The sequence below is a fragment of the Diaphorobacter sp. HDW4A genome, from assembly GCF_011305995.1.
Classification (GTDB): domain Bacteria; phylum Pseudomonadota; class Gammaproteobacteria; order Burkholderiales; family Burkholderiaceae_C; genus Diaphorobacter_A.
The window spans coordinates 6,217,326-6,241,998 of sequence record NZ_CP049910.1 but is presented as its reverse complement, the minus strand read 5'-3'; the positions used below and the strand labels follow the sequence as shown (position 1 = coordinate 6,241,998).

Here is a 24,673-nt window from a genome sequence, read left to right as displayed (position 1 = left end):
GCGAGTCCTTTCATGCCACCGTCAGAACCGGAACTGGCCCGTCAGCGCCACGCTGCGGCCCGGTGCGACCAGCCACTGGTCGTCGTAGTACGACGAGGCGGCGTACACGCGGTTGGTGAGATTGCGCACTACCAGATTCAGCGCCGTCGTCTTGCTCACATCCCAACGCAGCACCGCATCGGCTACGGTGTAGCGCGGCAGCTTGGAGGTGTTGGCATTGCTCGTGTAACTGCTGCCGACATGGCGCAGGCCGAGCGAGGTCTGCCATGCGCCGATGCGGTAGTGCCCCCAGAGATTGGCCGTCGTCGCGGGCACGTTCTCCGGGCGATTGCCCGCGCGGTCGATACCCGAACTGCCTTCGCGCAGCTCGTCGAATTTGGCCTTCACATAGGCCAGATTTCCATCCACGCGGAACGCCGCGTTCACCTTGTAGGCCGCGCTCAGCTCCACACCGCGTGAGGTCTGCTTGCCGCCCTGTACCGAGAGCGCGGGACGCAGCGGATCGCGCGTGAGGATATTGGTCTTGCGGATGTCGAAGGCCGCGAGTGTCACCTCTCCGCGCTCGTCTGGCAGTTGCTGCTTCCAGCCGATCTCTGCCTGCCGCCCGCGCGTGAGCTTAAAGGCCGTCTGCGATGCCGACAGCGACACCAGACTGCCCACGGGATCATGCCCACGGCTGAGCTGCGCATAGAGACTGCTGCGCTCGCTGAGCTTGTAGGTCGCGCCCACGCGCCACGAGGTGCCGCGCAGTTCCGTGTCTGCCGTCGCCCCGGTGATGAGGCTGCGCTGGTCGAAGTCATACCAGTCGCGACGCAGGCCTGCCATCAGCAGCCATTGGTTGGACAGCTGCCATGCGTCCTCGAGATAGAGCGCGTTCTGGCGCAGCTTCGTCTTGCTACGAGCGATGTAGGGATCGGGACTCGTCCATTCGCCATGCACGGGATTCCACGCATCGAGCGTGTTCGACGGCGTGCCGTAGGGCGAATTGCTCAGGTTGGCGTAGCGCACATCGGCCACGTCCCAACCCATGGCGATGCGGTGATCGGCGAGCTTCATTTCAGCCCCGATGCGGTTGCCCTTCTGCTCAAGGTCGTGGCCGATCTCGAGATAGTCGCCGCGCGTCACCTGTCCGGCAGCGGGATCAAAGCTGTACGCCTCGGCATTTTTCCAGTGCCGGTCGGCCTTGAACCAGTAGAGCTCCTCGCGCAGCGTGAGCCGGTCGCTCACATTCCACTCGGCCTTGGCACGCACGCGCTTGTCCTTGTAGCGGATGTCGCTGTCCTGCACGTTGTAGTTGACGTTGCGCAGCGAACGCACGAGCTGGCCGTCCACTGCGGGCGTGCCGAAATAGCGCTCGGGCTTCTGGTCGGCGATGTCGGCCGTGACATCGACCTTGAGATCAGCGCGCGGCTGCCAGCGCAGGCCGGTCATCAGCTTCTGGCTGTTCGCATAGCCCAGCTCGCGCTCGCCGTCGGTGCGCTGACCGTAGGCATCGATGCGATAGCTCAGCGTCTCGTTGATCGCACCCGTAGTGCCGAAGCCGAGACGCGCCTCGCCATGGCTGCCCGCGCCCACCAACAAATCGGTGGAGTGCTCGCGGCTTGGCTGCTTGCGCACCGCGTTGACCGTGCCTCCCATCGTGCCGCTGCCGTAAACGATGGACGCGGGGCCGCGCAGCACGTCGATGCGCTCGTAGCCCCAGGCATCGTTCGGATAGTTCACCGTGCCGGAGGCCACGCCGAGCATCATCCCGTCTTCGGCCACGCCCACGGAATTCACGCCGCTGAAACCGCGGCTGGAAAACGCAAGCCCGCCATTGCCCGGCGAGCTGTTGGTAGAGAGGCCCACGGTGCGCGTGACCGCGTCCATCACCGCGTAGTCGGCACGCTCGTCAAACTGCTGCGACGACACCGTGGACACGCTGGCGGGCAGATCCTGCACCGGCACATCGACGTTGGAGCCAGACTTCGCCGTGTTGGCGAGACCCAGCGCGGAATCGACCGCGCGCGTGGATTGCACCTGCACCTCGGGCAGACTCGATTGCGCGTGGGCCGTGCCCATCAGCGCGCATGCGGCGGTCACGCTGGTGCGCACAAGTACCGGACGAAAACGGGGGAAACAGACCGAAGCGCGAACCGAAGGCTGCGCAGGCAAAGAGTTGGAGAACATGTCTTCAAACAGAGTGATGACCGTCTGAAGTGCAGCCTCACTCTGCGCGAAAACCCGGTCTGGCCACTGACGTGCCGCTCCAAGCCTCACAAGAATGAAGGCCGTCCACACCCCGCAGACAGTCATGGGTTCAGTGCATCGCACCAGAAAGTCTGCAGGCCGGTCTCCGGGCTCATAGACGATGCGCCTGGGCGCATCCGCATTTCACCTTCCCGATGACAAAGCCCCGGACAAAAAATCCGGAACCCGAGTCCCCAGTGGCTGCAGTCCTCTCGGACCGCGTGACATGCTCTGATCTACTTACCGTTGCGGGGGCAGCCAAGGCATCCAATCATCCCTGCGGAGATCGACCTTGTTCCCGTTTCACCCACTGTTGTAGGCACCTGCAAACGCTGGGCCGATGTTAGCACGCACCGATGCTGACAATTCCGTCTTCCGAGCGCGAGACGTCACGGCTAGACTGGCGCCACTTGCCAACTCCCAACCTTCCGTTGCCCACGCCATGAGCGAACGCCGCCTCACCGATTCCGTCGAGCACACACCACCAAAAGCAGACACTCCAAGCCGCCGGCATGTTGTTTGGCAACTGGCCTTTGCCGCCGCCATCGCCACGCTGGGTGGGTCACTCGGTGCCTGTGGCGGCGGAGGCGGCGGGTCCAGCTCCGGCGGTGCCACCGGCAATCCCAAGGTGCAGTTCGTGCACGGCATCGCGAGCGGCGACCCACTGGCAGACCGCGTGATTCTCTGGACACGGCTCTCTCCGCTCAGCGTATTCGTCGGCGAGATCGAGGTGGAATGGGAGGTGGCGAGCGATGCCGATTTCAAAGTCGTCGTCGCGCTCGGCAAGACGCGCACCAAACCCGATCAGGACTACACCGTCAAGGTCGACGTCACCGGCCTATCCGCCGCCACCAGCTACTTCTACCGCTTTCGCGCCGCCTCGCAGACATCGCCCGTCGGCCGCACCAAGACGCTGCCCACCGGCCCGGTCGACAGCGTCAAGCTCGCGGTGTTTTCCTGCGCCAATTTTCCGCAGGGCTACTTCAACGTGTACGGCGACGCAAGCCAGCACGACGATGTCGATGCGGCCATCCATCTGGGCGACTACATCTACGAATTCCAGAAGGGCTTCTACGAAGCCGCGACGGCCGCAGAGATGGGCCGCCAAGTCGATCCGCCCAATGAGATCGTCTCGCTCAAGGACTACCGCCTGCGCTACGCGCAGTACAAGACCGACGCGCAACTGCAGAAACTGCATGCACGCATGCCGATGATCGCTGTATGGGACGATCACGAGTTCTGCGACGACACCTGGATGAACGGCGCGGGCAATCACCAACCGGCCACAGAAGGCAGCTTCGCCGCGCGCAAGGCCGCAGCGATGCAGGCCTATCACGAGTGGCTGCCCACGCGCGTGGCCAGCCCCGAGGTCATCTACCGCAGCTTCGCATTCGGCGATCTGCTCGCGCTGCACATGCTGGACACGCGCACCGTCGGCCGCGACAAGCAGCTCAGCTACGACCCGCTGCTGGCGCTGCCCGAAGCACAGTTCGAGCCTGCGCTGCAAAGCGCGCTCAATAATGGAAAGCGCGAGCTGCTCGGCGACACGCAGTTCGCATGGTTGCAGAAAACCATGGGCGATTCGAGCGCGCTCTGGCAAGTACTTGGCCAGCAGGTCGTGATGGGCCGCATGCATCTGCCCAAGCCCATCGTGCTCGGCTGGCTCGGCAAGCCGGGCGGCGTGTCGGCAAGCGACTACCAGCGCATCGCCGCACTCGCCCAGTCCAAGCCGTCACAACTCAGTGCGGCCGACAAGGCCCTGCTCGCTCAGCCGCGCATTCCCTACAACCTCGACGCCTGGGACGGTTACGCAGCCGCGCGCGAACAGGTGCTGCAAGCCGGCCTGCAGCTCAAGAAAAATCTGGTGGTGCTTTCGGGCGACACGCACAACGCGTGGGCCAACGTGCTCAGAACCGATGCTGGCGTTGCAGCCGGGGTGGAGTTCGCCACCGCGTCGGTGTCCTCGCCCGGCTTCGATGCCAACACCGGCATCGTCCCGGCGGAGCTCAAGAGCACGCTCGAGTCGCTGCTGCCTGATCTGCGCTACTGCGATACCGCGCGGCGCGGTTATCTGCTCGTCACTGCGACGCGGCAGGCCTGCACTTCGGAATGGGTGCAGGTGAGTACGGTGACCAGCGTGAGCTACACCGCACGCGTCGATGCGAGCTGGAAAGTCATGCCCTCGCAGCCGGGGATGCTGGTCAAAGCATGACACGCAAAGAGGCACCTCATGCCTGGCGCGTACCTGTTCCCGGTTGGGGATGATGTTCGATTTTTCGTTTCTGTTCTTGTTCTTGTTCTTGGTTTGAGGGCAGAGGCCGGGAGTTCCGCCCGGCGGCGGAGTAACTTTTTGGTCTTGCCCAAAAAGTCACCAAAAATGCGTTTTCAATACCCGCTGCAGAACTCGCTGCGTTCCTGCGTCACTCCGCTCGGACAACCGCCGCGAGCTAGAAGTTCACTCGGAGGCGTATTCGGCACATCGCTTCGCTCGTGCCGCTCATCTCGCGACTTCGCGAGATGCTGGTGCGCCAGTGTCCTGCGATTTTGATTTGTTCATTGGATCAAGTGCGTTCAAAAGAGCAGCGGGCTTTTTTTGCATCCAACCCAACTCCACAAACACCCCGGCACAAGCGAAGCGACGTGCCGTAAACACCTCTTGGTTAAGCACTGACTCGCGGCGGTTGCCCGAACGGAGCGACGCAGTCGCGAAGTGAGTTCTGCCGCGTGACCCCGAATTAAGAAGCGCATTTTTGGTGACTTTTTGGGCAAGACCAAAAAGTTACTGCCCCGCCGGGGGCAGTCCCGGCCTCCGCCCTCAACCAAAGAGCACAAGCCAGCAAACAAACACCCCCCAGCCCCAAGCCCCAATCACTGATTGGAGCTTGAAGAAGCCCCCACCCGAGGCACAGCCATCAGCCAAGCAGCCATCTGCAAAGATTGCTCTTCCGAAATCTGCGGATGCCGCGGCATGATGACGTTGCCCCATGTCCCCACGCTGCCCTCGCGGATCTTGCGGGCCAGGTACTCCTTGGCATCCGCCTGCTGCGCGTACTTGCTCGCGATGTCCGCGAACGAGGGGCCGACCGCCTTGCGCTGCACGCCGTGGCAGCGCATGCAGTCCGATGCCTCCACGGCCGATTGGCCGACCGCGAGTTCCGGTTTGGCGGCGATCACGGCGGCCAGTGCATCGGCGGCGGGCGTGGGCCGCATGATCAGCCAGCCCACGTTGAGCACGCCGATCACCACCAGCGCCATGAAAATCACCAGCGCCCAGCCGATCCATTTCGGGCGGTTGGGCGCATCGCCTTCGTCGTAGGGTTCAGTCACTGTCTGGATGTCGCCCGGATCAATGACGGAAGTGGCGCACGCCGGTGAACACCATGGCCACGCCGCGCTCGTTGGCCGCGGCTATCACTTCCTGATCGCGCATCGAGCCGCCGGGCTGGGCCACGCAGGTTGCGCCCGCGTCCACGACCACATCGAGGCCGTCACGGAACGGGAAGAACGCGTCGCTTGCGACGACCGTGTTGTTGAGCGTCAGCTTCGCGGCTTCGGCCTTGATCGAGGCGATGCGTGCGGAGTCGAGACGCGACATCTGGCCTGCGCCCACGCCCATGGTCATGCCGTTCTTGCAGAACACGATGGCATTGGACTTCACGAACTTCGCGACCTTCCAAGCGAACAGCAGATCGTTCAGTTCTTCAGGCGTTGGCTGCTTCACGGTAACGACCTTCAAGTCGGCCAGTTGCAGTTCGTGGTTGTCGGCCGTCTGCAACAGGATGCCGGAGCCCACGCGCTTGGATTCGACGGCGTTGCGGCCGTTGTCCCAATCGGACTTGCCACCGGTTGGAAGTGCGATCCTCATCAGGCGTACGTTCACTTTGCTCTTGAAAATCTCGAGCGCTTCGGTGCTGAATTCAGGCGCCATTAGCACTTCGACGAACTGCTTGGACACCGCTTCGGCAGCTGCCTTGTCCACCGCACGGTTGAAAGCGATGATGCCGCCGAACGCGCTGGTCGGATCGGTCTGGAATGCCTTGGCATAGGCCTCGTGCGCGTCCTTGCCCACAGCCACGCCGCAGGGGTTGGCGTGCTTGACGATCACGCAGCCGGGCTCCACAAAGCTCTTGACGCATTCCCATGCAGCATCGGCGTCGGCGATGTTGTTGTACGAGAGTTCCTTGCCCTGCAGTTGCACGCCAGTGGCGAGCGACCCAGGAGCCGGGTACAGATCGCGATACCAGGCGGCTTGCTGGTGGCTGTTCTCGCCGTAGCGCAGGTCCTGGATCTTGATGAACTGGGAATTGCTCTGACCGGGGAACGCGGCGCGCTCGGGGACGTATTCCTCGGACAGTTTTTCGTCCTCGAACTTCACCGACGACAGGTAGTCGCTGATCGCGCCGTCGTACTGCGAGATGCGGTTGAACGCGGCCACCGACAGCGCGAAGCGCAGCTTGTCGGAGAGTTTGCCGGATGCCTTGAGTTCACCGATCACGGCCTCGTACTGGTCGGCAGCGGTGATCACGCCCACATCCTTCCAGTTCTTGGCGGCCGAGCGCACCATGGCCGGGCCACCGATGTCGATGTTCTCGATGGCGTCGGCCAGCGTGCAGCCGGGCTTGGCGACGGTCGCCTCGAACGGATAGAGGTTCACCACCAGCAGGTCGATGGTGTCGATGTTGTGTTCCTTCAGAGCCGCCATGTGCTCGGGGAAGTCGCGGCGCGCGAGCAGGCCACCGTGGACCTTGGGGTGCAGCGTCTTCACGCGGCCGTCCAGCATCTCGGGGAACTCGGTGACTTCCGCCACTTCGGTCACGGGCAGGCCCTTTTCGGCCAGCAGCTTGGCGGTGCCGCCGGTGGACAGCAGCTTCACGCCGAGTTGGTGCAGGGCTTGCGCAAATTCGACGATGCCGGTTTTGTCGGAGACGGAGATCAGTGCTTTCATTTGGTCTTCAGAAAGAGAGTTCAATAAATCGGTTGCCGTGCGGCGCGCATCCCCATGCGTTCACTGCAACGACCGACCCCGGCATGGGCCGGGGTCCTTGGGTTCAGTTCAGAGCAGCTTGTGCTCCACCAGCTTCTTGCGCAGCGTGTTGCGGTTCAGGCCCAGCCATTCGGCCGCGCGCGACTGGTTCTCGTTGGCCTGCGTCATCACGACTTCCAACAATGGCTTTTCGACGAGACGGATGACCATCTCGTACACGCCGTCGGGAGACTCGCCGTCGAGGTCGCGGAAATAGCTCTGCAGGCTTTCGCGCACGCTCTCTTCAATGTTGTTCTTGCTCATGGGTCGATTCCCTCAAATCCAATGCTGCTTCATTTGATTGCGCAATTTCGACGCGCGGCAGTCGGTCCATTTCCGTGCCCAGGGCATCGAAATAGTCGGCCACCGCACGCCATTGCGCCGTGCAGTCATCCAAAGTGTTGATGTGTTTTCTCAAGTCTTCGCCGCCGGGCAGCGTGCGCACATACCATGCGATGTGCTTGCGCGCGCTGCGCACGCCAGTGAGCTCGCCGTAGAGCTGGTAGTGGTCCTGCAGATGGTCGAGCAGCAGACGCCGCACCTCGGCCACCAGCGGCGGCGCAAGATGTTCGCCGGTCGCGAGAAAGTGGCCGATCTCGCGGAAGATCCACGGACGGCCCTGGGCCGCGCGACCCACCATGATGGCGTCGGCACCCGTGGCGGCGAGCACCTCGCGCGCCTTCTCCGGGCTGTCCACGTCACCATTGGCGACGACCGGCACGCGCACCGCGTTCTTCACGGCGGCGATCGTGTTGTACTCCGCAAAACCCTTGTAGCCCTGCTCGCGCGTGCGTCCGTGCACGGTCAGCATCTGAATGCCGACGTTCTCGAACGCGCGCGCCAGCGTCACCGCATTCTTGTGCTCGTTGCACCAGCCAGTGCGCATCTTGAGCGTGACGGGCACGTTGTGCACCGCCGCCGCCTCGACGACCGCCTGGGCGATTTCCACCGCCAGCTTCTCGTTCTGCATCAGGGCCGAACCGGCCCACTTGTTGCAGACCTTCTTGGCCGGGCAGCCCATGTTGATGTCGATGATCTGGGCACCACGGTCGATGTTGTAGACCGCCGCCTCCGCCATCATCTCGGCATCGGTTCCGGCGATCTGCACCGAGATCGGACCGGGCTCACCCTCGTGATTGGCACGGCGCGAAGTCTTGAGACTGTTCCAGAGATCCTTGCGCGATGTCACCATTTCACTGACCGCGTACCCCGCGCCGAGCGCCTTGCACAGCTGGCGGAAAGGCCGGTCAGTCACACCCGCCATGGGCGCAACAAACAAGTTGTTCGCCAATGGAATAGGACCAATGTGCAGGGCAGGCATAGGGAGAGGTGCTTAAAAATGCGGCAAAGCGCTGGAAAAGAGGCGCGATTATACCTGCCCAAATTTTAGGCAAAAGAGAATACCGACAAGGCCAGCGCGGATGGAGCGTGAACCACTTGACGGCCGACGCAATCTGTTCATCTGTACTGACATGCAGGGGCTACAGCACCAGCCCTACACTTGGCCCCCATGGAAGCATGGTTGCATCAACTGCTGGAATGGCTTGCTCTGCCCCAATTCGGGCTGAGCACGGTGTTCATCGTTTCGTTCATTTCCGCCACGCTGCTGCCGCTGGGCTCGGAGCCTGCGGTGTTCGGCCTCATCAAGCTCAACCCCGAACTGTTCTGGCCTGCCGTGCTCGTGGCGACCGCAGGCAACACGCTTGGCGGCATGGTGAGCTGGTGGATGGGTCTGGGCGCGCACAAGGCCTGGAATGCCGCACGCAAGCGCCGTCTCGCCGGTCACCCGGAACTCGCGCATCACAAGAAAACACGCCAGCTCACGCGCACTGAGCGCCGCGTGCGCGTGTGGCTGCGCAAGTTCGGCGCCAAGACCTGTCTCTTGAGCTGGCTGCCGGTGGTGGGCGATCCGCTGTGCGCGGTTGCTGGCTGGATGCGCCTGCCGTTCTGGCCCTGCGCGGGTTACATGGCCATCGGCAAGTTCATGCGCTATCTGGTGATGACGACCCTGCTGCTGCACATGGTTCCAGCCAAGATCGGTTGAGAGAACCCACCAGCAATCACGGCAGGAATGCGGGTGACAAGAGCCGCAGCCCCACGGAAATCCACCGCTCGCCGCCGCCGAGACGGTTACCGTAGGTCGTGTCGACTTGCACCCGATCCGGCACGACCCAGTAGCGCACGCCCATCTGGTAATGCGGCTTGCCATCGGCCGCGCCGAAGGTTTCTGCGACCAGCCACGAACGCTCCGTGAGCCGGGTCTCGCTGCCGAGACCCCAGGTCGCGTGGCTGCGCTTGGTGCCCTGATCGCGCTGCCAGCCCACGTTGGTATGCAGTACGAAGCGGTCCTCGAAGAACGAGAAGCTCGCGGGCACATAGCCATACCAGTTGCGGCCATTGCCGCCATGCGGATCGCGCATGGTGCCAAGCGCCAGCCCCCAGCCCCAGCCGTTGGTCTCGAGCGGCTTGAACAAGGTCTTGCCCTGAATGACGCGGGCCGAGTTCTGCGTGACGCCATCATCGCGCGTCCACGCACCGCCAACGGTCACCTCCAGATTGCCGGTGAAATTGCACGCGGGCTGCGCCCAGAACTCGTTGCTGCCATTTTGATTGCGGCGCGCCCAACTCTCGACCTGACAGGCCTTTGCGTCAACGACGCGCGCATCATCTGTGATCATCGGCCGCGCGGCCATGACCTGAGCACTTGCGAGCATCGCAAGCAGAAAGAACGCGCCACAGCACGCATTGCGTTTCATCACCACGAACATGAAGACCTCTCTGGAGCCGGCACGGCATGGTTGCAATGCAATGTGACAACCACGTGACGGGCGTCACTGTACCCGGCTCTTGAAGAGGTGCGCTCCTCAGATGTTCAAATGTTGCGAATCGTCAAACGGGAATTATTCGCATCAAATGAAAATGTCGTTGCCGCTCGCGGTCTTATCTGGCACAGGTCAATCCACCCGCAGCCCCAGCTCTCGACTCAACTGCGCGTAGCGATCCATGTCGGTGGCGATCAGCTTGTCGAACTGCTGCGTGGTCTGGCGCTGCGGCGCATAGCCCTGTGCCGCGAGCGTCTGCGCCATCGCGGGGTCGTCCAGAATCGCCATCAGCACATTGTGCAGATGTTCGACCACCGCGTCCGGCGTGCCCGCAGGTGCGAGCAGTCCGTGCCATTGCTGGGCCTCGAAGCCCGGCGCACCCTGCTCGGCCACGGTCGGCACATGGGCCAGCTGCGGTAGGCGTGACGCCGAGGTCACCGCAATCGCGCGCACGCGACCCGCCTCGATCATCGGCGCGGCGCTGCTCGCCGTGACCATGCCGAGCGGCACCTGCCCCGCCGCCACATCGGTGATGGCCGGACCGCAGCCCTTGTAGGGCACATGCTGCAGACCGATGTGCAGCGCGCGCGCCAGCATCTCACCGGCCAGATGCTGCGGCGTGCCATTGCCGCACGATGCGAAGGCCACCGGGACAATACCCTGTGCCTGTTGCCGAGCGATCAACCCGGCAAGCGAGCTGACATCGCTGCCCTGAGGCACCACCAGCACCGAAGCGATGGTGCCCGCATTGACCACGGCGCGAAAGTCGCGGTGCGGATCGAAATCGAGATGCTGGTAGACGCCCGGATTGATCGCGAACGAGCTGTTGACCATCAGCAGCGTGGAGCCGTCGGCGGGCGCCTCGGCCACATAGCGCGCGCCGATGTTGCCGCTCGCGCCCGGGCGGTTTTCCACCACCACGTTCTGCCCCAGCCGCTCCTGCAGCGCTGCGCCCAGTCGCCGCGCGAGCAAGTCGGTTCCACCGCCCGGAGGAAAGGTCACGATGATGGAGATCGGCTTGTCGAAGCGCACCGCCGCACGGCCGCTGCTGACCTGCCAGACACCCGCAATGGCGATCAGCGCGAGCACCGCCGCCGTCATCCAGGCCATGCGTCGTTTCAGCATTTTGGATTCACTCCATCACTTCAGGCATCGAGCCCGATGTCGAGCACCCGCGTGCTGTGCGTGATCCAGCCGACCGCTATCTGATCGACCCCCGTGGCAGCCACCGCAGGCGCGGTCTCGGGGGTAATGCGACCCGAGGCCTCGGTAATCGCCCGGCCCTTGCACATGTCCACCGCCGTGCGCAGATCGTCGAGGCTCATGTTGTCGAGCAGCACCACGTCCACGCCGAGCACGAGCGCCACCTCGAGCTGCGCGAGCGTGTCCACCTCGAGCTCGATCTTCACCATATGACCGACACCGGCGCGTGCGCGCTGCACCGCCGTCTCGACGCCCCCCGCGAGCGCGATGTGGTTGTCCTTGATGAGCACCGCGTCGTCCAGCCCGAAACGGTGGTTGCTGCCGCCGCCCACCCGCACCGCATACTTCTGCAGCGAACGCAGACCCGGCATGGTCTTGCGCGTACAGGTCACGCGCGCGCCGAAGGCGGCAATTGCCACGGCAATCGAATGCGTGGCGGTGGCAACGCCGCTCAGATGGCACAAATAGTTGAGCGCGACGCGCTCTGCGCTCAGCATCGCACGGCTGTAGCCACGAATGCGCGCGATCTCGGTGCCTGGTTTGAGCAGCGTGCCATCCGCGCAGCTCGCATCGAACTGCGTGCGACCATCCATCAACGTGAACGCGAGGCGCGCCAGATCGAGTCCCGCGAGCACCCCGTCCTGTCGCGCCACCAAACGCAGCTCGGCCTTGGCGTCCGCTGGCACGATGGTATCGGTGGTCAGATCACCCGCACGGCCCAGATCTTCCAGCAAGGCCATGCGCACCAGTGGCTCAAGCATCACATCGGGCAGCGGGGGAATCGGTAGGGCAGCAGTCTCTTTAATGCTCATTTTGAGTATATTTAATCAAAAAAAGGGGGCGCAAATGCGCTGACAACTTATGCTAATCACGAGCATAAAACCCGTCAAGGTGCGGGGAATTCATTCTGCGCAGCCTTTTGTCGCGCAACAATTCAGATTGCGTCGAAGATCGACAGCAGCAGCCCGCAAGCCACCAGCACATAAAGCCCGGCCGCCACGCGATTGAGCTGGCGCCGATTGCGAAACAACCGCTGTGCACGATCCGCCGCCAACATGTAGCCACCGTAGGTGGCGAGTGAAATGCACACCGCCAGCACAGTCACCGACGCCGCCTGGGAGAGGTAGCCCAGTTGTGGATTGATGAAACCCGGATAGAGCAAGAGGCTCACCAGCCAGCCCTTGGGGCTGGTGAGCGAGGCGAGAAACGCGCTGGTGAAGATTTTCGTCCGGCTCACCTCGCGGGTCTGCGCGGTAGGTTCATCACTCAAGTCCGTCAAGGCTCCATACGCCAGATGCAGGATGTAGGCCACGCCCGCCCAACGCAGCACGTTGAGCACCTGCGGATGCTCGCCGATGAACACCCCCACGCCGGCGTACACCGTGACCGCATGGATGCCCGTCGCAAGCCCGAAACCCCACGCACCGGGGATCGCACGCCGAAGGCCATAGCGGATCGACTGCGTGACGGCCAGTGCCACATTCGGGCCGGGAATCAGCACGGCTGTGAAGAACGCCAATGCGAAAAGGGAGAGCAGTTGCAGATCGATCATGGTGGGCGCAAAAGGTCATTCGAGGCGTGATCGATCGTAGCGACGAAGGCCGCTTGCGGTTCAGCGCGCACTCATGAAATTTCCGAAGGACTGCGGCGCGCAGCGCGCATCAACCGCGCGCCAGAGGTAGCTTGTTGCCCGACATCGCGCGCTCGAGAATCACGTTGCGGCGAAAGCGATAGAGCTTGGCCGGGCGGCCTGCGGTGCCTGCGGCGATCTGGCCGGTTTCCTCGACCAGCGCCTGCTGCTCGATCTGGCGGCGAAAGTTCTGCTTGTGCAAACCACGCCCTGCCAGCGCCTCCACAGTCTGCTGCAACTGCAGCAGCGAGAAATCCGGTGGCATGAGCTCGAACACCACAGGGCGGTACTTGATCTTGGCACGCAGACGCGCCATGCCCGTCGCAAGAATGCGCCGATGATCGTGGCCCATATCAGCGCCCGGCAACAGCACATCGCGCGCAGACTCGATGCCGTAGCGGCGCGACTCCTCCACCAGTCCAGCCTCGAACAGCAGCTCGTAGCGCTGCAGCACCAGTTCCTCGTTCCACTCGTTGTCGTCGATCCCGAACATCACCGCCACGCGCTGGGTGCGCAGCTTCTTGAGTGCTGCATCGCCCGCACCGCGACTCCATTCACGCAAGCGCGGAAGAATGGTCTTGGTCACGAGCGTGGGCTCTCCACCTCGCCAGTCTTCCCAAGGAAAGTAGCGATACCAGTCGTGCCAACCGGGTTGCGAGACCCCGTTGTCGTCGAGCTCGCGCGTGAGCCCCAGATAGCTGATGGAGATGGCACGCATGCCCAGCACGTCAGAGCGTTCATGATCGGGAAAGGTGTAGAGCTGCTCGACATAACCCAGCGGGTGGTGCGTCTGGCTCTCCACCCATTCGCGCAGACTCGCCTGCAGCGAACGGTGCCCCGCGGTGAACGGCCCTGCAGGCAGCGTGCGCCCTTCCCTCGTGGTGAGCACGCGCGGCTCGCCATTGGTCACGGCGAGCAGCACCGCCACGAGGTCGGCTTGTACAAAGTGTGGGTCAGACTTGCTCAAGAATTTTGATCAGGCTTTTGGGTTGAGAAATTGAGCCGCAGCTTGAATACGCCGTGCAACAAAGTCCAGGCACGAGGCGCATTGGCATCTACGCAATCGATGTGAAAATTATCACACGCCGCTATCTTCTTGCCGCGCAATCCATCGGCCAGCCAACAGGGCAGTCAGCGGCTCCCCTCTGGCGACACCAGATTTCCCACTCATCAGGGATACGGACTAGCGCCTGTCCGGAGGACGACAGGCTACAGCCAACGCCCCGAGGAAAGCTTGGAAGGGTGAGGGCGCTCAACCGGGCCTCGCCTCTCAATTCGTTGAAAGCGCTCAGCTTGCCGTGCATGACATTTACTGCATCTGCTGCAGATTGCCAATGCGCACCAGCATCTCGGTGAACATCTGGATATCGGTTCGCAGATCCGGCAATTCCTGATACTCGAGCGCGTTGTGCGCCGTGTATTTCTTGCCGGGCATCGCGGGGCCGAAGTTGATCGCGTTAGGCATCAGCTTGGCCGTCGTGCTGCCAGCGGTGGGCACTGGCTTGGCATCCAGTCCCGTGGTGTCACCGAAGATGTTGAGCAACGTGGACAGCCATGCCCCCTTGGGATCGCGCGCCATCCAGTTGCCTTGCGTGTAGTCGATCTTCACGGGCACCTTGGCGGCAGCGCTCCAATCGGCAATGCCCTTTTCCACTTCAGCTTTCAGTTGCTCCGGCGACTTGCCGCGTGGCATGCGTGCATTCGCAGTGACCTCCAGCTGACCGTTGCCGGGCTTGATGAAGTTGGGCGAGATGGTCAACGGCCCCATGAAATCGTCCGCATAAGCAAGCTTGAGCGCGTTGCCGAAATAGTCGAGACCGTAGACGCCGTTGATGTAGCGCACCGCCTCGGCGTACTGGTTGGTCTGCACAAGCGGCTTGCCACCATCTGCCAGCAGCGCCTGCTGAATGAACAGCGCAAGGCGGGGCACCGGATTCACACCCTCTTCGGGACGCGAGCCATGGGCCGATGCGCCGGTCACTTTGATATCGATCTTGTTGGCCGTCGACACGATGTCGATGCTGAACTTGCCAAGCTTCTGGTGAGCATCGACATAGCCATCTTTCGCGCTTTGCAGCTTCTGTGCAATAGCAGCCAACGCCGACGCATCGCCTGCCTCGATGCTGGCGGTAGCGGTCTGTGCAATCGCGTTAGAAGACGCCGCACCCGCCATCGCCGTGATGACCGGTTGCTGCGCGTCAGTCTTCACCTCAGCAAAGAACGCCTTGATCGCGCCCGTGCCCTTTTCCGCCACCACGGCGGGATATTTGCTGTCGAGCACGATGTTGTACTCGGGCAATTTCGTCTTCTCGCGGTAGTACTTCATCGCATCGCCACCGGTCTCTTCGGTGGTCTCGATCATCAGGCGGATGCTGCGCGCCAGCGGCAGTTTCGCATCCTTCACCGCCTTCATCGCGAACAGCACCGTGGCGATGGAGCCTTTGTCGTCAATCGTGCCGCGCCCATAGAGTCTGTCGCCGATGCGCGTGACCTTGAACGGATCGATCTGCTTGCCGTCGACCACCCATTCCGCAGGCACCACCGGCACTACATCGGAGTGCGTCAGGATGCCGAATTCCTCACCGCTCGTGCCGGGCAGCGTCACCTCGAAGATGCGGTTGTCCACGTTGCGGAACTGCAGGCCGAAGTCCTTGCTCATCTTCTCGACCAACTGACCGAACTCGATGATCGCCTTGTTCTCGTGCGGCGGAATCTTGGGATCGCGCACCGTGGGCAGCTCCACCATCTGCTCGATGCTCGAAAGCACCTTGCTCTCCTGCGTCATGCGGGTGTACAGGCCCAGCAGGCGCGCGATGTTGGTCAGCTCGTCGCCCAGCAGCGGCTTGCCGCTCGTGTAGCTCTGCACCGCAGATGCCACGGATGGATTCTGCGCGGCAGCTTTCTTCAGAAACTCGTTAAAACTGCTTGCGGCAGGCTGCGATGCCATCGCATCGAGCGCGGGTTTCTTGAGAGTGTCGGCGTGGGTGACCGAGGGTGCCATCACGGCCAGACCCAGAGTGATGCTCAGGGCAAGGGCGCAGCGTCGAAATTGCGGCTTCATGTTCGGATGCCTCCATTTTGAGAAGCCGAAAGAATAGCTGCTTTGCGCCACGCCACGCACAAAAAAAGCCAGCACCCGCCGCGAACGGCGGGTGCTGGCGTTGAATCAGCAGCGTTGTACTTAGACGTTGAACAGGAAGTTCATCACATCGCCATCCTTGACGACGTATTCCTTGCCTTCCGCGCGCATCTTGCCCGCGTCCTTCGCGCCTTGTTCACCCTTGTATTGGATGAAATCGTCAAACGCGATGGTCTGTGCGCGGATGAAGCCGCGTTCGAAATCACCGTGGATCACACCAGCGGCTTGCGGAGCCGTGTCGCCCACGTGAATGGTCCATGCGCGCACTTCCTTCACGCCCGCGGTGAAGTAAGTCTGCAGGCCCAACAGCGTGAAACCGGCGCGGATCAGGCGGTTCAGGCCAGGCTCTTCCAGGCCCATTTCGCTCAGGAACATGTCGCGGTCTTCGTCGCCCATTTCGGACATCTCAGCCTCGATCTTGGCGCAGATCGCCACCACCGGAGCGCCCTGCGCAGCCGCGTAGGCTTTCAGTTGATCGAGCAGCGGGTTGTTCTCGAAACCGTCTTCCGACACGTTGCCGACGAACATCGCAGGCTTGGCCGTGATCAAACAGAACGACTTGAGCAGCGGCAGGTCTTCCTTGCTGACCGGCACCGAGCGTGCTGGCCTGCCCTGGTCGAGCGCAGCCTGAATCGGGATCAGCATCGACACCAGCTTGGCAGCTTCCTTGTCGTTGCCCGACTTGGCGGCCTTGCTGTAGCGGTTGATCGCCTTTTCGACGGTCGCGAGATCGGCCAGGCACAGCTCGGTCTGGATGACTTCGATGTCGGCAATCGGATCGACCTTGTTGGCCACGTGAATCACATTCGGGTCTTCGAAGCAGCGCACCACATTGACGATGGCGTCGGTTTCGCGGATGTGCGCGAGGAACTGGTTGCCCAAGCCTTCACCCTTGGACGCGCCGGCCACCAGACCTGCGATGTCCACAAATTCAACGATTGCGGGCACGACACGCTCGGGCTCAACGATCTTCGCCAGATCCTTCAGACGCGGATCGGGCACTTCCACCACGCCGGTATTCGGCTCGATGGTGCAGAACGGATAGTTCTCGGCGGCAATGCCAGCCTTCGTCAGCGCGTTGAAAAGAGTGGACTTGCCCACATTGGGCAGGCCCACGATGCCGCATTTGAGGCTCATGGAAATTCCTTTGTAAATCAACCCCTTATGCACCATCGAGCCGAACACCGGCGTCGTGGAAGTGCCCGATCCGCGCCCATTCTCCCCGGACGGCAGGGCGTCAGCTCAAGGGGGAATGTGTCGGACTTCAAGAGGACGTTGTCCTCGTTTTGCCTGGGGAAACTAATGCCAATTGTACTGATCACCGAATCCCTGCTGCTGCGCTCTGGCCTTACGGACGGGACAATCCTGCGTGACCGCATGCTGAGCGGCTTCTGCATTCGCATGAACGCACGCAAGCGCACCTTCCGGGTTGCGACCAGTGTGGCAGGGAAGCAGTTCCGCATGAATCTTGGATACTGGCCCCTGATGAGCGTTGAGGAGGCCCGCTCCCGGGCGCTAGAGATCCTCCGGGAGTGCCGCGCAGGGCGTCGCCCATACCTGCCCCCGCGCGATACCAAGATCGCGCCATTACTTTCACAAGTGCTCGCTGACTACTGCGCCGCCAAAAGCATCAAGGAGTCCAGCCGCAGGCGCTATGAGTCGCTCATTCGGACTCATTTCTCGGAGTGGATCACCCTGCCCGTTACTGCCTTGCAAGACCCGCGCTTTTTCAGCCATTGCAATACGTTTGCAGGTAGCAAAGGAGCTGCATTGGTCGAGCTCACTCGCGGCCTGTGGGGCGCGCTGCTCAAGTACATCGGTGCGGTCCATGACATCCAGATCGCCAGCCCGTTCACCAAGCTTGCGGCCGCCGGGTTGATGCCCGCCCGTTCCCAGCCCCGCTCCCGTGTGCTCCAGGAAGGTGATTTGCCCGCTTGGCGGCTCGGCATTGACCAGCTCCCGGGCGCACAGCGTGACTTTCTCTATCTGGCGCTCTACACGGGCTTGCGACGCAACGAGGTAGGTGACCTGCGTCGCGACCAGATCGACCTCACCAAGGGCGTTCTGCGCATTCCTGAGACCAAGAACGGCAAGCCCCACACCCTGCCCATCACGCTCGTGATGCGAGAGATTCTGGATAGACGTTGCGAAGAGTCTGCGCCTTGCGAAGCGTTATTCTCGGGAGTGTCTGCAGGTCATCTCGCGCAGATGGCATCCCGGGCTGGCGCACCCACCTTCATGATGCATGACCTTCGCAAGTTGCTGGCAACCGTGGGAGAGCGTCTGGGAGTCGGTGATGCAGCACTGCGGCGCATCTTGAATCACACGCCCGCGAAATCCGATGTCCTGCATCGGCACTATGTGCAGCTTTCAATACAGGACGTCTCACAACCGCTGGAGCTCATTCAGCAGGACCTGCAGAGACTGCTTGGCATCGCACCCGGGATCGCCACTGGCATTGCGTGTGAGGTTCAAAAATGACGCTTTTTCCTTGACGTCATACCGAATAAATATTGACTTTCACAGAGGGAGAACACGCTACCTGAAAACTTGCGCCCCAGAGACAACGAACGCCCGGGATTGCGCAAATCTTGCGTTTATCTACCCCTATAGGAGCAAGCTGGTTTTTAAACACCCGGGATGCGTGTCAGAAGTCAGGATTTCTTATAGAGCCGTTGGCAACTTGGAAAAAAACGGCATCGAGGCCTTCACTCCCGGGTCGATCCAGATAGGGGGTGCAAGGTTGCCGAATTGGCTGCGTCGAACTGAACGGCTTCCGGACGACTCAATACCTGATGAGAGGCACCCGAATTTGGAATCACTCCGGAGCTCCACCATTATGAAAATTAGGATGGGAATTGAAAGGTTATCGATTTGACGGCGTCCCTCTTTTATCTTCTTCAGTTTTCATATTTCACCATTTGAATTTCAATCTACAGCTTTCGTTCTCTGTTCTCTTCTCTATGGAGATTTTGGGCATGGAGAGTTGCCCCGGAAGCCGCATAGATACTGAACGTCTCCATGGCTAACCTCCCCCGGAGCTCCCCGTATATCACCCCGACGACCAAGCACCTCGTAGACTTATGACAGCCCTGCAAGGCACCGATCTAGCTTTTTCATCTTGTCGCTAACCGTCTTGGGGTCAAGTGGATCACCCCCGCACATGAGCGCATGAAGCTGCGCAATCGACTTCATGGTCGCTGCCGAGGCAAGAAGTTCACGAGCGAGCCACAGAAGTTCGTAATCTCGCCGATGGGGTGCTATGCGGCGATTTGACTCCGCCCATTCGGCAATGACGCGCTTTGCAATTGATCGCTTGCTGTGACCCGCCCCACCACGGCCCCGCCGACCTTCGTCAAGTGCTTTCTCCCGCTTTACCAACTCTTCGGATCGCAGCACCACCAACTGGCATTGTTGAAATGGGGTGAGACACAGCGCCTCCGTGGCCCGGAAGTCCTTGGACCATTTCTTTCCGGACAGCTCCCACGCGCTTTGAAAATCAAAACTTTCGCAATCTTCAAACAGTGCGGTGTACTGGATCTCAGTAGGCGAGAACTCCATACGTCGTGAGTAGCACCAGTGAAGATCAACGACTTGACGATCCCTATGAATAAGCCGATGTATCGGATCGTTGAAGTCCCCCGCGCCCTTTACCGCAGGACGGAAAGCAGGAGCAATTGTTCCAGCCAAGTTCAAGCGAATGGACTGAATGCATATTTCCAGACGAATTTTCCTGTAGTCGATTCCAGCACGAATTTGCCCGCACAGGCTTTTCAACATCCCCAGCGCGTCTTCATCGGCGGATAAGCCATCAACAAGACCACACAACGGAAACTGATCAACGGAACACCTTGCGAGTACGCATCCCGGCTCGCTAGCTACCGTTGGTACATGCACCGCACGAGGATTGTCCTTGCCACCGGAAGTTCCAACCGAAGACGAACGCGACACAGGCGACATTCGGCTGTCTATGACCGAAACAACTGCGACTGGCTTATTCACCTCACTCACCGGTGAGGGTGCAGGTTCTTCAGTTGACGCCAGCTCTTCAAGCAATGCCTCCAGCCCCGAATCCCTGTCAGGCCACTCCCTCAAATCGAGTGGTGGGTCCATGCAATTCGACCCTACCTCTTGATACCTCAGAATGTTGCTTGTAGTTTCCGCGTCCATTTCAATTTCCCATCACGTAAGTCCAAACACCCCGAGACCGACAAACCGCCCCGGTTCCTGCGGCTGGCCATCTACTGAAGATCAGTCCGACCGCAAATTCACTATAGGGAGACGCATCCTCGACATTCCAACAATTCGATAACTTTCCACATCGGCTAAGGAACCTCCTTCACGCCGCGCAGGCGGTCCGATAGGCTTCGGATACACACAGGACGAACGTCCTTTCATGTAGTCAGTACCCGGAGGTCACCCATGTCTCAGCAGTCCCAGAAGTTCATCGCCTACTACCGCGTGAGCACCCAGCGGCAAGGAGCATCTGGGCTGGGTCTGGACGCCCAGCGGGCCTGTGTGATGGCTCACCTCTCAGAAAGCGCCAGAACAGTCACAGAGGAGTTTGTTGAGGTCGAGACAGGAAAGGGTAGCAACGCACTCGACAAACGCCCACAACTGCGCATGGCACTAGAGCGTTGCCGCAAGACTGGCGCAACCCTACTCATCGCCAAGCTGGATCGTCTTGCCCGCAACGTGCACTTCGTGTCGGGTCTGATTGAAACCGGGGTGGACTTCGTCGCCGCAGACATGCCGCATGCCAACAAGGTCATGATCCAGATGCACGCCGTGATGAGCGAATGGGAGCGTGACCAGATCAGCGAACGCACCCGGGCGGCGCTAGTGGCTGCCAAGGCACGCGGCGTAGTGTTGGGTGCAAGTGGGCCTCAAAATCTGCGCCAGCACACCCGGGAGCGTCAGAAAGTGGCTGATGCCTTCGCCGCCCGCCTATCAGGGCTGGTTGCAGGTTTCAAGGCTCGACACCTCACCCAGAGGGCGATGGTCGCTGAACTGAACACGGCTGGCGTCAAGGCACCTGCGGGCGGCAATTGGCGACTTGGACAGGTGCAGCGGCTCTTGGCTCGCATAGAAGCGACCGAAACAATCTGAACTGACGCCCTGTCAGGCCGCCAGTCGATTTAACTCATTTACGATCTCGACCACCGCATTCGCATCAGCATCGCCGAAGGCTCCGTCCAAACCATGCTGATGAATCGCGGTAAAAGGCGGTTCGTATAGCTGCCCCGGCTCCATCTCGCCACTAGCGGTCAGCCGATCGATGATCATTTCCACAAACCGAATCTGCTGGCTGCTATAGCGCGAGCCATCAAGGAAGCGAGCAAACGCATCCATCGCAGAAACTCGGTCCAGCCCCACGAGCGAGCGAATGAACCGAGGCAGCGACTGTTCCCCATAAGTTTCGGTGAAGCGCTCTCTACCACCCACTTCGGGGGCGCTAAAGAAAAACAGCTCTAGTTGCTGCAAATCTGTCGAGGTAAGCGGTCGTGCATGTTTGAGTTTGGCAATAGCCAAATGGTTCTCGTTGGCACGGATAAAGGCCTCCACCTTCCGGCGGTACTGCGCGAGATTGATACCCGTGCTGTACTCCTTGAGCTCCACGGGCGTTGTCTCGCCCATCTCATCTTGCAACACGGTATAGACCACGTCGATGGATTTGCGCTCAATGAACTTCACCAGACCACGCAGCCGGCACCGCATGCGCTCCAGCATGGGCAGGGTGATGTCTTTCCAGTATTCCTCGCTCTGCACATCCTGAATCAAGGGCAACTCGTTCTTGATTGAAGGAACCGCTTGCATGGTCTCCAGATCGGCCGCGATTTCCATCACACGAATTTGCAGCTTGGGCCAATCGCTGGTTTGACGGATCAGTGCCAGTTGCAGATTCACGCACAGCAGATCGAAGAGACGCGCGGTGATGTGCTCGCCCTCTTGCTCCGACGGCAGGCCAGCCACATGGTTGCGCAGATCGGCAAACGCGGAATGTGACATCTGCACCCACGCCTTGGCATCTGCAAACCGGGTGACATGCTCCAACTCCGTGCGGACGATGAAATTATCCTGATTCATCGCCGCAACTTCGCCATGCAATTGCTTGAGCAGATCGAACTTCACTTCAGCGTCGCTTTGCGGTTCGTCGATATCTCCGTACTTCACTCGCGGCTCTGCAACCATCAATTCGGTGTTGCGCTCATTGAGCAGCACCAGCAAATCGATGCGCGACTTGAACAAACGCTTGCCGAGGGGCTCCGCCACGCTCGATTTGCTGCCATCCGGGTGCTCATTGAAGTACTCGAAATTGCCGCAGTAATCGAAGATCGCAAATTCCGATTTGTCCTGCCCTGGCCCGAACAAATCCTTGCACAGCCGCGTGCCGCGACCAATCATCTGCAGGAACTTCACCTTCGATCGCACGGCTTTGAAGTACACCAGATTCAACACTTCGGGCACGTCGATACCCGTGTCCAGCATATCCACGGAAATCGCGATCTGCGGCGTCTTTTCCGGGCTCTTGAAATCGTCGATCAGCGTGTGCGCGTAGGTCACCGCATGCGTGATCACGCGCGCAAAGTCGCCTTTGAGTCGCGGATAGTGATGATCAAAGCGCTGCGCGATGAAGTCTGCATGCTTCTGGTTCACGGCAAAGATGATGGTCTTGCCCAGCTTGTCGCCGCCATCCACCTTAAGGCCGTTCTCCATCAGGTGCTTGAGCATCAAATCCACGGTGCTTTCGTTGAACAGCTGCTTGTTGATCTCGCTGGCCGAAATCTCGTCCGGCGCGTCACCATCGTCGTCCGCACGGTCGCCCCATTCGGTGCTCTCCCAGCGCTCTTTTTCTTCGTCAGAAAGCTCGTCGTACTTGATGCCCTCACGCACGAACTTGAGCGGTACGTCATACGCCTTGGGCGGCACCAGATAGCCGCCCGCCACGGCTTCGTCCAGCCCGTAGGCGTCCGTCGGCACGCCGGTTTCCAGGCCGAACAGGTGATAGGTATCGCGATCCACCTCATCGCGCGGCGTAGCCGTGAGGCCCACCAGATAGCTGTCGAAGTAGCGGAAGATCGCGCCGTACTTTTGATACACGCTGCGGTGCGCCTCGTCTACGATCACCAGATCGAAAAAGCCCACGCCGTATCTTCGGCGCTCGCGGCCCTGATCGCCCGCCAACTCATCGATCAAGCCCATCATCGTCGGGTAAGTCGATACGAACACACGGCCTTGGCCGTGCTTGTCCAGCAGCAGATTGACCGGGCTGCTGTCTGCCAAAAAAGTCTTGAACGCGCCTGCAGCCTGTCGCACCAGCTCCTTGCGATCCGCCAGAAACAGTACGCGCTTGACCAGATTGGCGCGCATCAACACATCTACCAGCGCCACAGCCATGCGCGTCTTACCGGTGCCGGTCGCCATGGTCAACAAGCCACGGCGACGGCCTTGCTGCATGGCCTCCAGCATGGCGCGAATGGCACGGTGCTGATACGGGCGCTCGACGATGTCGTTATTAATCGCCAGCGCGCGCGGGTCTTGCCTGAGCGAGCGGCGCTCGATGATCAGCGCCAGCTCATCGCGTGTATGAAAGCCCTGCGCTTCGCGCGGAGGCGCGCTGGTGTCGTCCCAGAAGAAAGTGCGATGCCCGTTGGTGTAGTAGATCAGCGGACGCTGGCCGTACTTGGCCTCCAGTCCGTCAGCGTACAACTTGGCTTGCTGGCGGCCAATCTCCGGGTCTTTGAACGTGCGCTTGGCCTCCACCACCGCCGCAGGCTTGCCGTCTGCCGCCCAAAGCACATAGTCCGCAGCGCCTTCGCCCTGCGTATTGGGCATGCCGGGCACCACCACTTCCACACCCATGTTCACGCTCGCATCCCAACCCGCTTCGCGCAGCAGTATGTCGATGAACTGGTGGCGCGTATCGGTCTCGTTGTAGTCGTGCGTATCGGGCACGGCGATGGCAGCGGCCTTGGCGCGCGCCAGTTCGGCACGGCGTTCAGCCAGTTCTGCGTCGATGCGCGCCAACGCCGCTTCGCGCTCGGCCAATGTGGTGGCTTGGGCGTTCAGTTGCTCTTCACGCGCTTCTAGTTCCTTGGCGCGTGCGGCGAACTGGGTCTGGAATTTCTCGTCTTGCCGCTTGAGTTCTTCGCGGGTGAACTGCACCGCCTCGTCGGCATTGAGCAGCACGGGCAACTTGCGCTCATTCCACACCGCCACCATCTGCTTGGGGTCCGACATGCGCGTGTAGGTACGCGCAAGCCAATACAGCACATGAAACAGCTCGCGTACCATGCCGATGGCCTCGGGCGAATTGATCACATAACCCGAATGCACCGCCTGATTGCCTTGCCGCTGAATCAGCCGCATCTTGTCGAAAACATGCGGAGGTACGAGCCGAGCAAAATCAGGCTGGGTCAGCAGCGTATTGAGGCCCTTGTCGTAGGGCATGCACAGGCTGTTGTCGTTGTCGTAGAGCCAGAGCACGACGCGTTCCAGCGCGTGCCGGGCGCGCATGACGGCAGCGCGCGGGTCCAACCGAACCAATTGTTCCGCCCCGACAGCGGGCTCTAGAAGGGCTCGGAATTCGGGGTGGAGGAATTGGAAGTTGGACATGGTTTGTGGTG

Annotated in this window: 18 protein-coding genes and 1 riboswitch; of the genes, 4 read left to right on the top strand and 14 right to left on the bottom strand. The window is 61.2% G+C overall.

What is annotated here, in order from left to right:
* Nucleotides 1-21: 21 nt before the first annotated feature.
* Nucleotides 22-2,169, bottom strand: coding sequence for a TonB-dependent siderophore receptor (locus G7047_RS28345; RefSeq protein ID WP_166311622.1), 2,148 nt, complete (start codon nt 2,167-2,169; stop codon nt 22-24).
* A gap of 139 nt (nt 2,170-2,308) precedes the next feature.
* Nucleotides 2,309-2,571, bottom strand: a riboswitch (cobalamin riboswitch).
* A 100-nt stretch (nt 2,572-2,671) separates the two neighbouring features.
* Between G7047_RS28345 and G7047_RS28340 the strand changes: the two genes are divergently transcribed.
* Nucleotides 2,672-4,441, top strand: a complete 1,770-nt coding sequence (locus G7047_RS28340) for an alkaline phosphatase (RefSeq protein ID WP_166311621.1) — start codon at nt 2,672-2,674, stop codon at nt 4,439-4,441.
* Between the two features lie 656 nt (nt 4,442-5,097).
* Here the strand turns inward: G7047_RS28340 and G7047_RS28335 are convergent.
* The 4 genes from G7047_RS28335 to dusB form a co-directional block, all read right to left on the bottom strand.
* Nucleotides 5,098-5,556, bottom strand: a complete 459-nt coding sequence (locus tag G7047_RS28335) for a c-type cytochrome (RefSeq protein WP_240939298.1) — start codon at nt 5,554-5,556, stop codon at nt 5,098-5,100.
* 19 nt (nt 5,557-5,575) lie between these two features.
* A complete protein-coding gene (purH, locus tag G7047_RS28330) occupies nt 5,576-7,174 on the bottom strand; it encodes a bifunctional phosphoribosylaminoimidazolecarboxamide formyltransferase/IMP cyclohydrolase (RefSeq protein ID WP_166311620.1) in 1,599 nt (532 codons plus the stop codon).
* A gap of 108 nt (nt 7,175-7,282) precedes the next feature.
* Nucleotides 7,283-7,516 carry a Fis family transcriptional regulator gene (locus tag G7047_RS28325; RefSeq protein ID WP_166311619.1) on the bottom strand — a complete coding sequence of 78 codons (234 nt, stop codon included), beginning with the start codon at nt 7,514-7,516 and terminating at the stop codon, nt 7,283-7,285.
* Entirely contained in the window at nt 7,497-8,573 is a 1,077-nt protein-coding gene (gene dusB / locus G7047_RS28320; RefSeq protein ID WP_166311618.1) for a tRNA dihydrouridine synthase DusB, read from the bottom strand. The genes G7047_RS28325 and dusB overlap by 20 nt, the downstream gene beginning before the upstream one ends.
* A gap of 201 nt (nt 8,574-8,774) precedes the next feature.
* Between dusB and G7047_RS28315 the strand changes: the two genes are divergently transcribed.
* On the top strand, nt 8,775-9,296 hold the full coding sequence (locus G7047_RS28315; RefSeq protein WP_166312304.1) for a YqaA family protein: 522 nt from the start codon (nt 8,775-8,777) through the stop codon (nt 9,294-9,296).
* A gap of 16 nt (nt 9,297-9,312) precedes the next feature.
* On the opposite strand, the gene G7047_RS28310 is transcribed toward G7047_RS28315, so the two are convergent.
* From G7047_RS28310 to ychF, 7 genes are all read right to left on the bottom strand, one after another.
* Nucleotides 9,313-10,020, bottom strand: coding sequence for a hypothetical protein (locus G7047_RS28310; RefSeq protein WP_371813830.1), 708 nt, complete (start codon nt 10,018-10,020; stop codon nt 9,313-9,315).
* 186 nt (nt 10,021-10,206) lie between these two features.
* Nucleotides 10,207-11,199 (bottom strand): tripartite tricarboxylate transporter substrate binding protein, encoded by a 993-nt coding sequence (locus G7047_RS28305; protein ID WP_240939297.1) that lies wholly within the window; start codon nt 11,197-11,199, stop codon nt 10,207-10,209.
* A gap of 20 nt (nt 11,200-11,219) precedes the next feature.
* Nucleotides 11,220-12,089 (bottom strand): carboxylating nicotinate-nucleotide diphosphorylase, encoded by an 870-nt coding sequence (nadC, locus tag G7047_RS28300; protein ID WP_166311617.1) that lies wholly within the window; start codon nt 12,087-12,089, stop codon nt 11,220-11,222.
* A gap of 122 nt (nt 12,090-12,211) precedes the next feature.
* Nucleotides 12,212-12,829: a LysE family translocator gene (locus G7047_RS28295; protein WP_166311616.1), complete on the bottom strand. Its 618-nt coding sequence runs from the start codon at nt 12,827-12,829 to the stop codon at nt 12,212-12,214.
* A 109-nt stretch (nt 12,830-12,938) separates the two neighbouring features.
* Nucleotides 12,939-13,874: a hypothetical protein gene (locus G7047_RS28290; protein ID WP_166311615.1), complete on the bottom strand. Its 936-nt coding sequence runs from the start codon at nt 13,872-13,874 to the stop codon at nt 12,939-12,941.
* 342 nt (nt 13,875-14,216) lie between these two features.
* The gene (locus G7047_RS28285) at nt 14,217-15,968 is read right to left on the bottom strand and encodes a dipeptidase (RefSeq protein ID WP_166311614.1); all 1,752 of its coding nucleotides are present in this window, start codon (nt 15,966-15,968) and stop codon (nt 14,217-14,219) included.
* 120 nt (nt 15,969-16,088) lie between these two features.
* Nucleotides 16,089-17,183, bottom strand: a complete 1,095-nt coding sequence (ychF, locus tag G7047_RS28280) for a redox-regulated ATPase YchF (RefSeq protein ID WP_166311613.1) — start codon at nt 17,181-17,183, stop codon at nt 16,089-16,091.
* A gap of 165 nt (nt 17,184-17,348) precedes the next feature.
* Between ychF and G7047_RS28275 the strand changes: the two genes are divergently transcribed.
* Nucleotides 17,349-18,527 carry a tyrosine-type recombinase/integrase gene (locus tag G7047_RS28275; RefSeq protein ID WP_166311612.1) on the top strand — a complete coding sequence of 393 codons (1,179 nt, stop codon included), beginning with the start codon at nt 17,349-17,351 and terminating at the stop codon, nt 18,525-18,527.
* A gap of 600 nt (nt 18,528-19,127) precedes the next feature.
* On the opposite strand, the gene G7047_RS28270 is transcribed toward G7047_RS28275, so the two are convergent.
* The gene (locus G7047_RS28270; RefSeq protein WP_166311611.1) at nt 19,128-20,159 is read right to left on the bottom strand and encodes a hypothetical protein; all 1,032 of its coding nucleotides are present in this window, start codon (nt 20,157-20,159) and stop codon (nt 19,128-19,130) included.
* A 309-nt stretch (nt 20,160-20,468) separates the two neighbouring features.
* Between G7047_RS28270 and G7047_RS28265 the strand changes: the two genes are divergently transcribed.
* Nucleotides 20,469-21,155: a recombinase family protein gene (locus tag G7047_RS28265; RefSeq protein WP_166311610.1), complete on the top strand. Its 687-nt coding sequence runs from the start codon at nt 20,469-20,471 to the stop codon at nt 21,153-21,155.
* 12 nt (nt 21,156-21,167) lie between these two features.
* Here the strand turns inward: G7047_RS28265 and G7047_RS28260 are convergent, their stop codons facing one another.
* The gene (locus G7047_RS28260) at nt 21,168-24,662 is read right to left on the bottom strand and encodes a DEAD/DEAH box helicase family protein (RefSeq protein ID WP_166311609.1); all 3,495 of its coding nucleotides are present in this window, start codon (nt 24,660-24,662) and stop codon (nt 21,168-21,170) included.
* Between the last annotated feature and the right edge of the window lie 11 nt (nt 24,663-24,673).

Coding starts and splice junctions, on each gene's coding strand:
- G7047_RS28305 (WP_240939297.1), bottom strand. CDS start 11,199: ATGCTGAAACGACGCATGGCCTGGATGACGGCGGCGGTGCTCGCGCTG.
- G7047_RS28345 (WP_166311622.1), bottom strand. CDS start 2,169: ATGTTCTCCAACTCTTTGCCTGCGCAGCCTTCGGTTCGCGCTTCGGTC.
- G7047_RS28275 (WP_166311612.1), top strand. CDS start 17,349: ATGCCAATTGTACTGATCACCGAATCCCTGCTGCTGCGCTCTGGCCTT.
- G7047_RS28340 (WP_166311621.1), top strand. CDS start 2,672: ATGAGCGAACGCCGCCTCACCGATTCCGTCGAGCACACACCACCAAAA.
- ychF (WP_166311613.1), bottom strand. CDS start 17,183: ATGAGCCTCAAATGCGGCATCGTGGGCCTGCCCAATGTGGGCAAGTCC.
- G7047_RS28285 (WP_166311614.1), bottom strand. CDS start 15,968: ATGAAGCCGCAATTTCGACGCTGCGCCCTTGCCCTGAGCATCACTCTG.
- G7047_RS28295 (WP_166311616.1), bottom strand. CDS start 12,829: ATGATCGATCTGCAACTGCTCTCCCTTTTCGCATTGGCGTTCTTCACA.
- dusB (WP_166311618.1), bottom strand. CDS start 8,573: ATGCCTGCCCTGCACATTGGTCCTATTCCATTGGCGAACAACTTGTTT.
- G7047_RS28325 (WP_166311619.1), bottom strand. CDS start 7,516: ATGAGCAAGAACAACATTGAAGAGAGCGTGCGCGAAAGCCTGCAGAGC.
- purH (WP_166311620.1), bottom strand. CDS start 7,174: ATGAAAGCACTGATCTCCGTCTCCGACAAAACCGGCATCGTCGAATTT.
- nadC (WP_166311617.1), bottom strand. CDS start 12,089: ATGAGCATTAAAGAGACTGCTGCCCTACCGATTCCCCCGCTGCCCGAT.
- G7047_RS28265 (WP_166311610.1), top strand. CDS start 20,469: ATGTCTCAGCAGTCCCAGAAGTTCATCGCCTACTACCGCGTGAGCACC.
- G7047_RS28260 (WP_166311609.1), bottom strand. CDS start 24,662: ATGTCCAACTTCCAATTCCTCCACCCCGAATTCCGAGCCCTTCTAGAG.
- G7047_RS28310 (WP_371813830.1), bottom strand. CDS start 10,020: ATGTTCGTGGTGATGAAACGCAATGCGTGCTGTGGCGCGTTCTTTCTG.
- G7047_RS28270 (WP_166311611.1), bottom strand. CDS start 20,159: ATGGACCCACCACTCGATTTGAGGGAGTGGCCTGACAGGGATTCGGGG.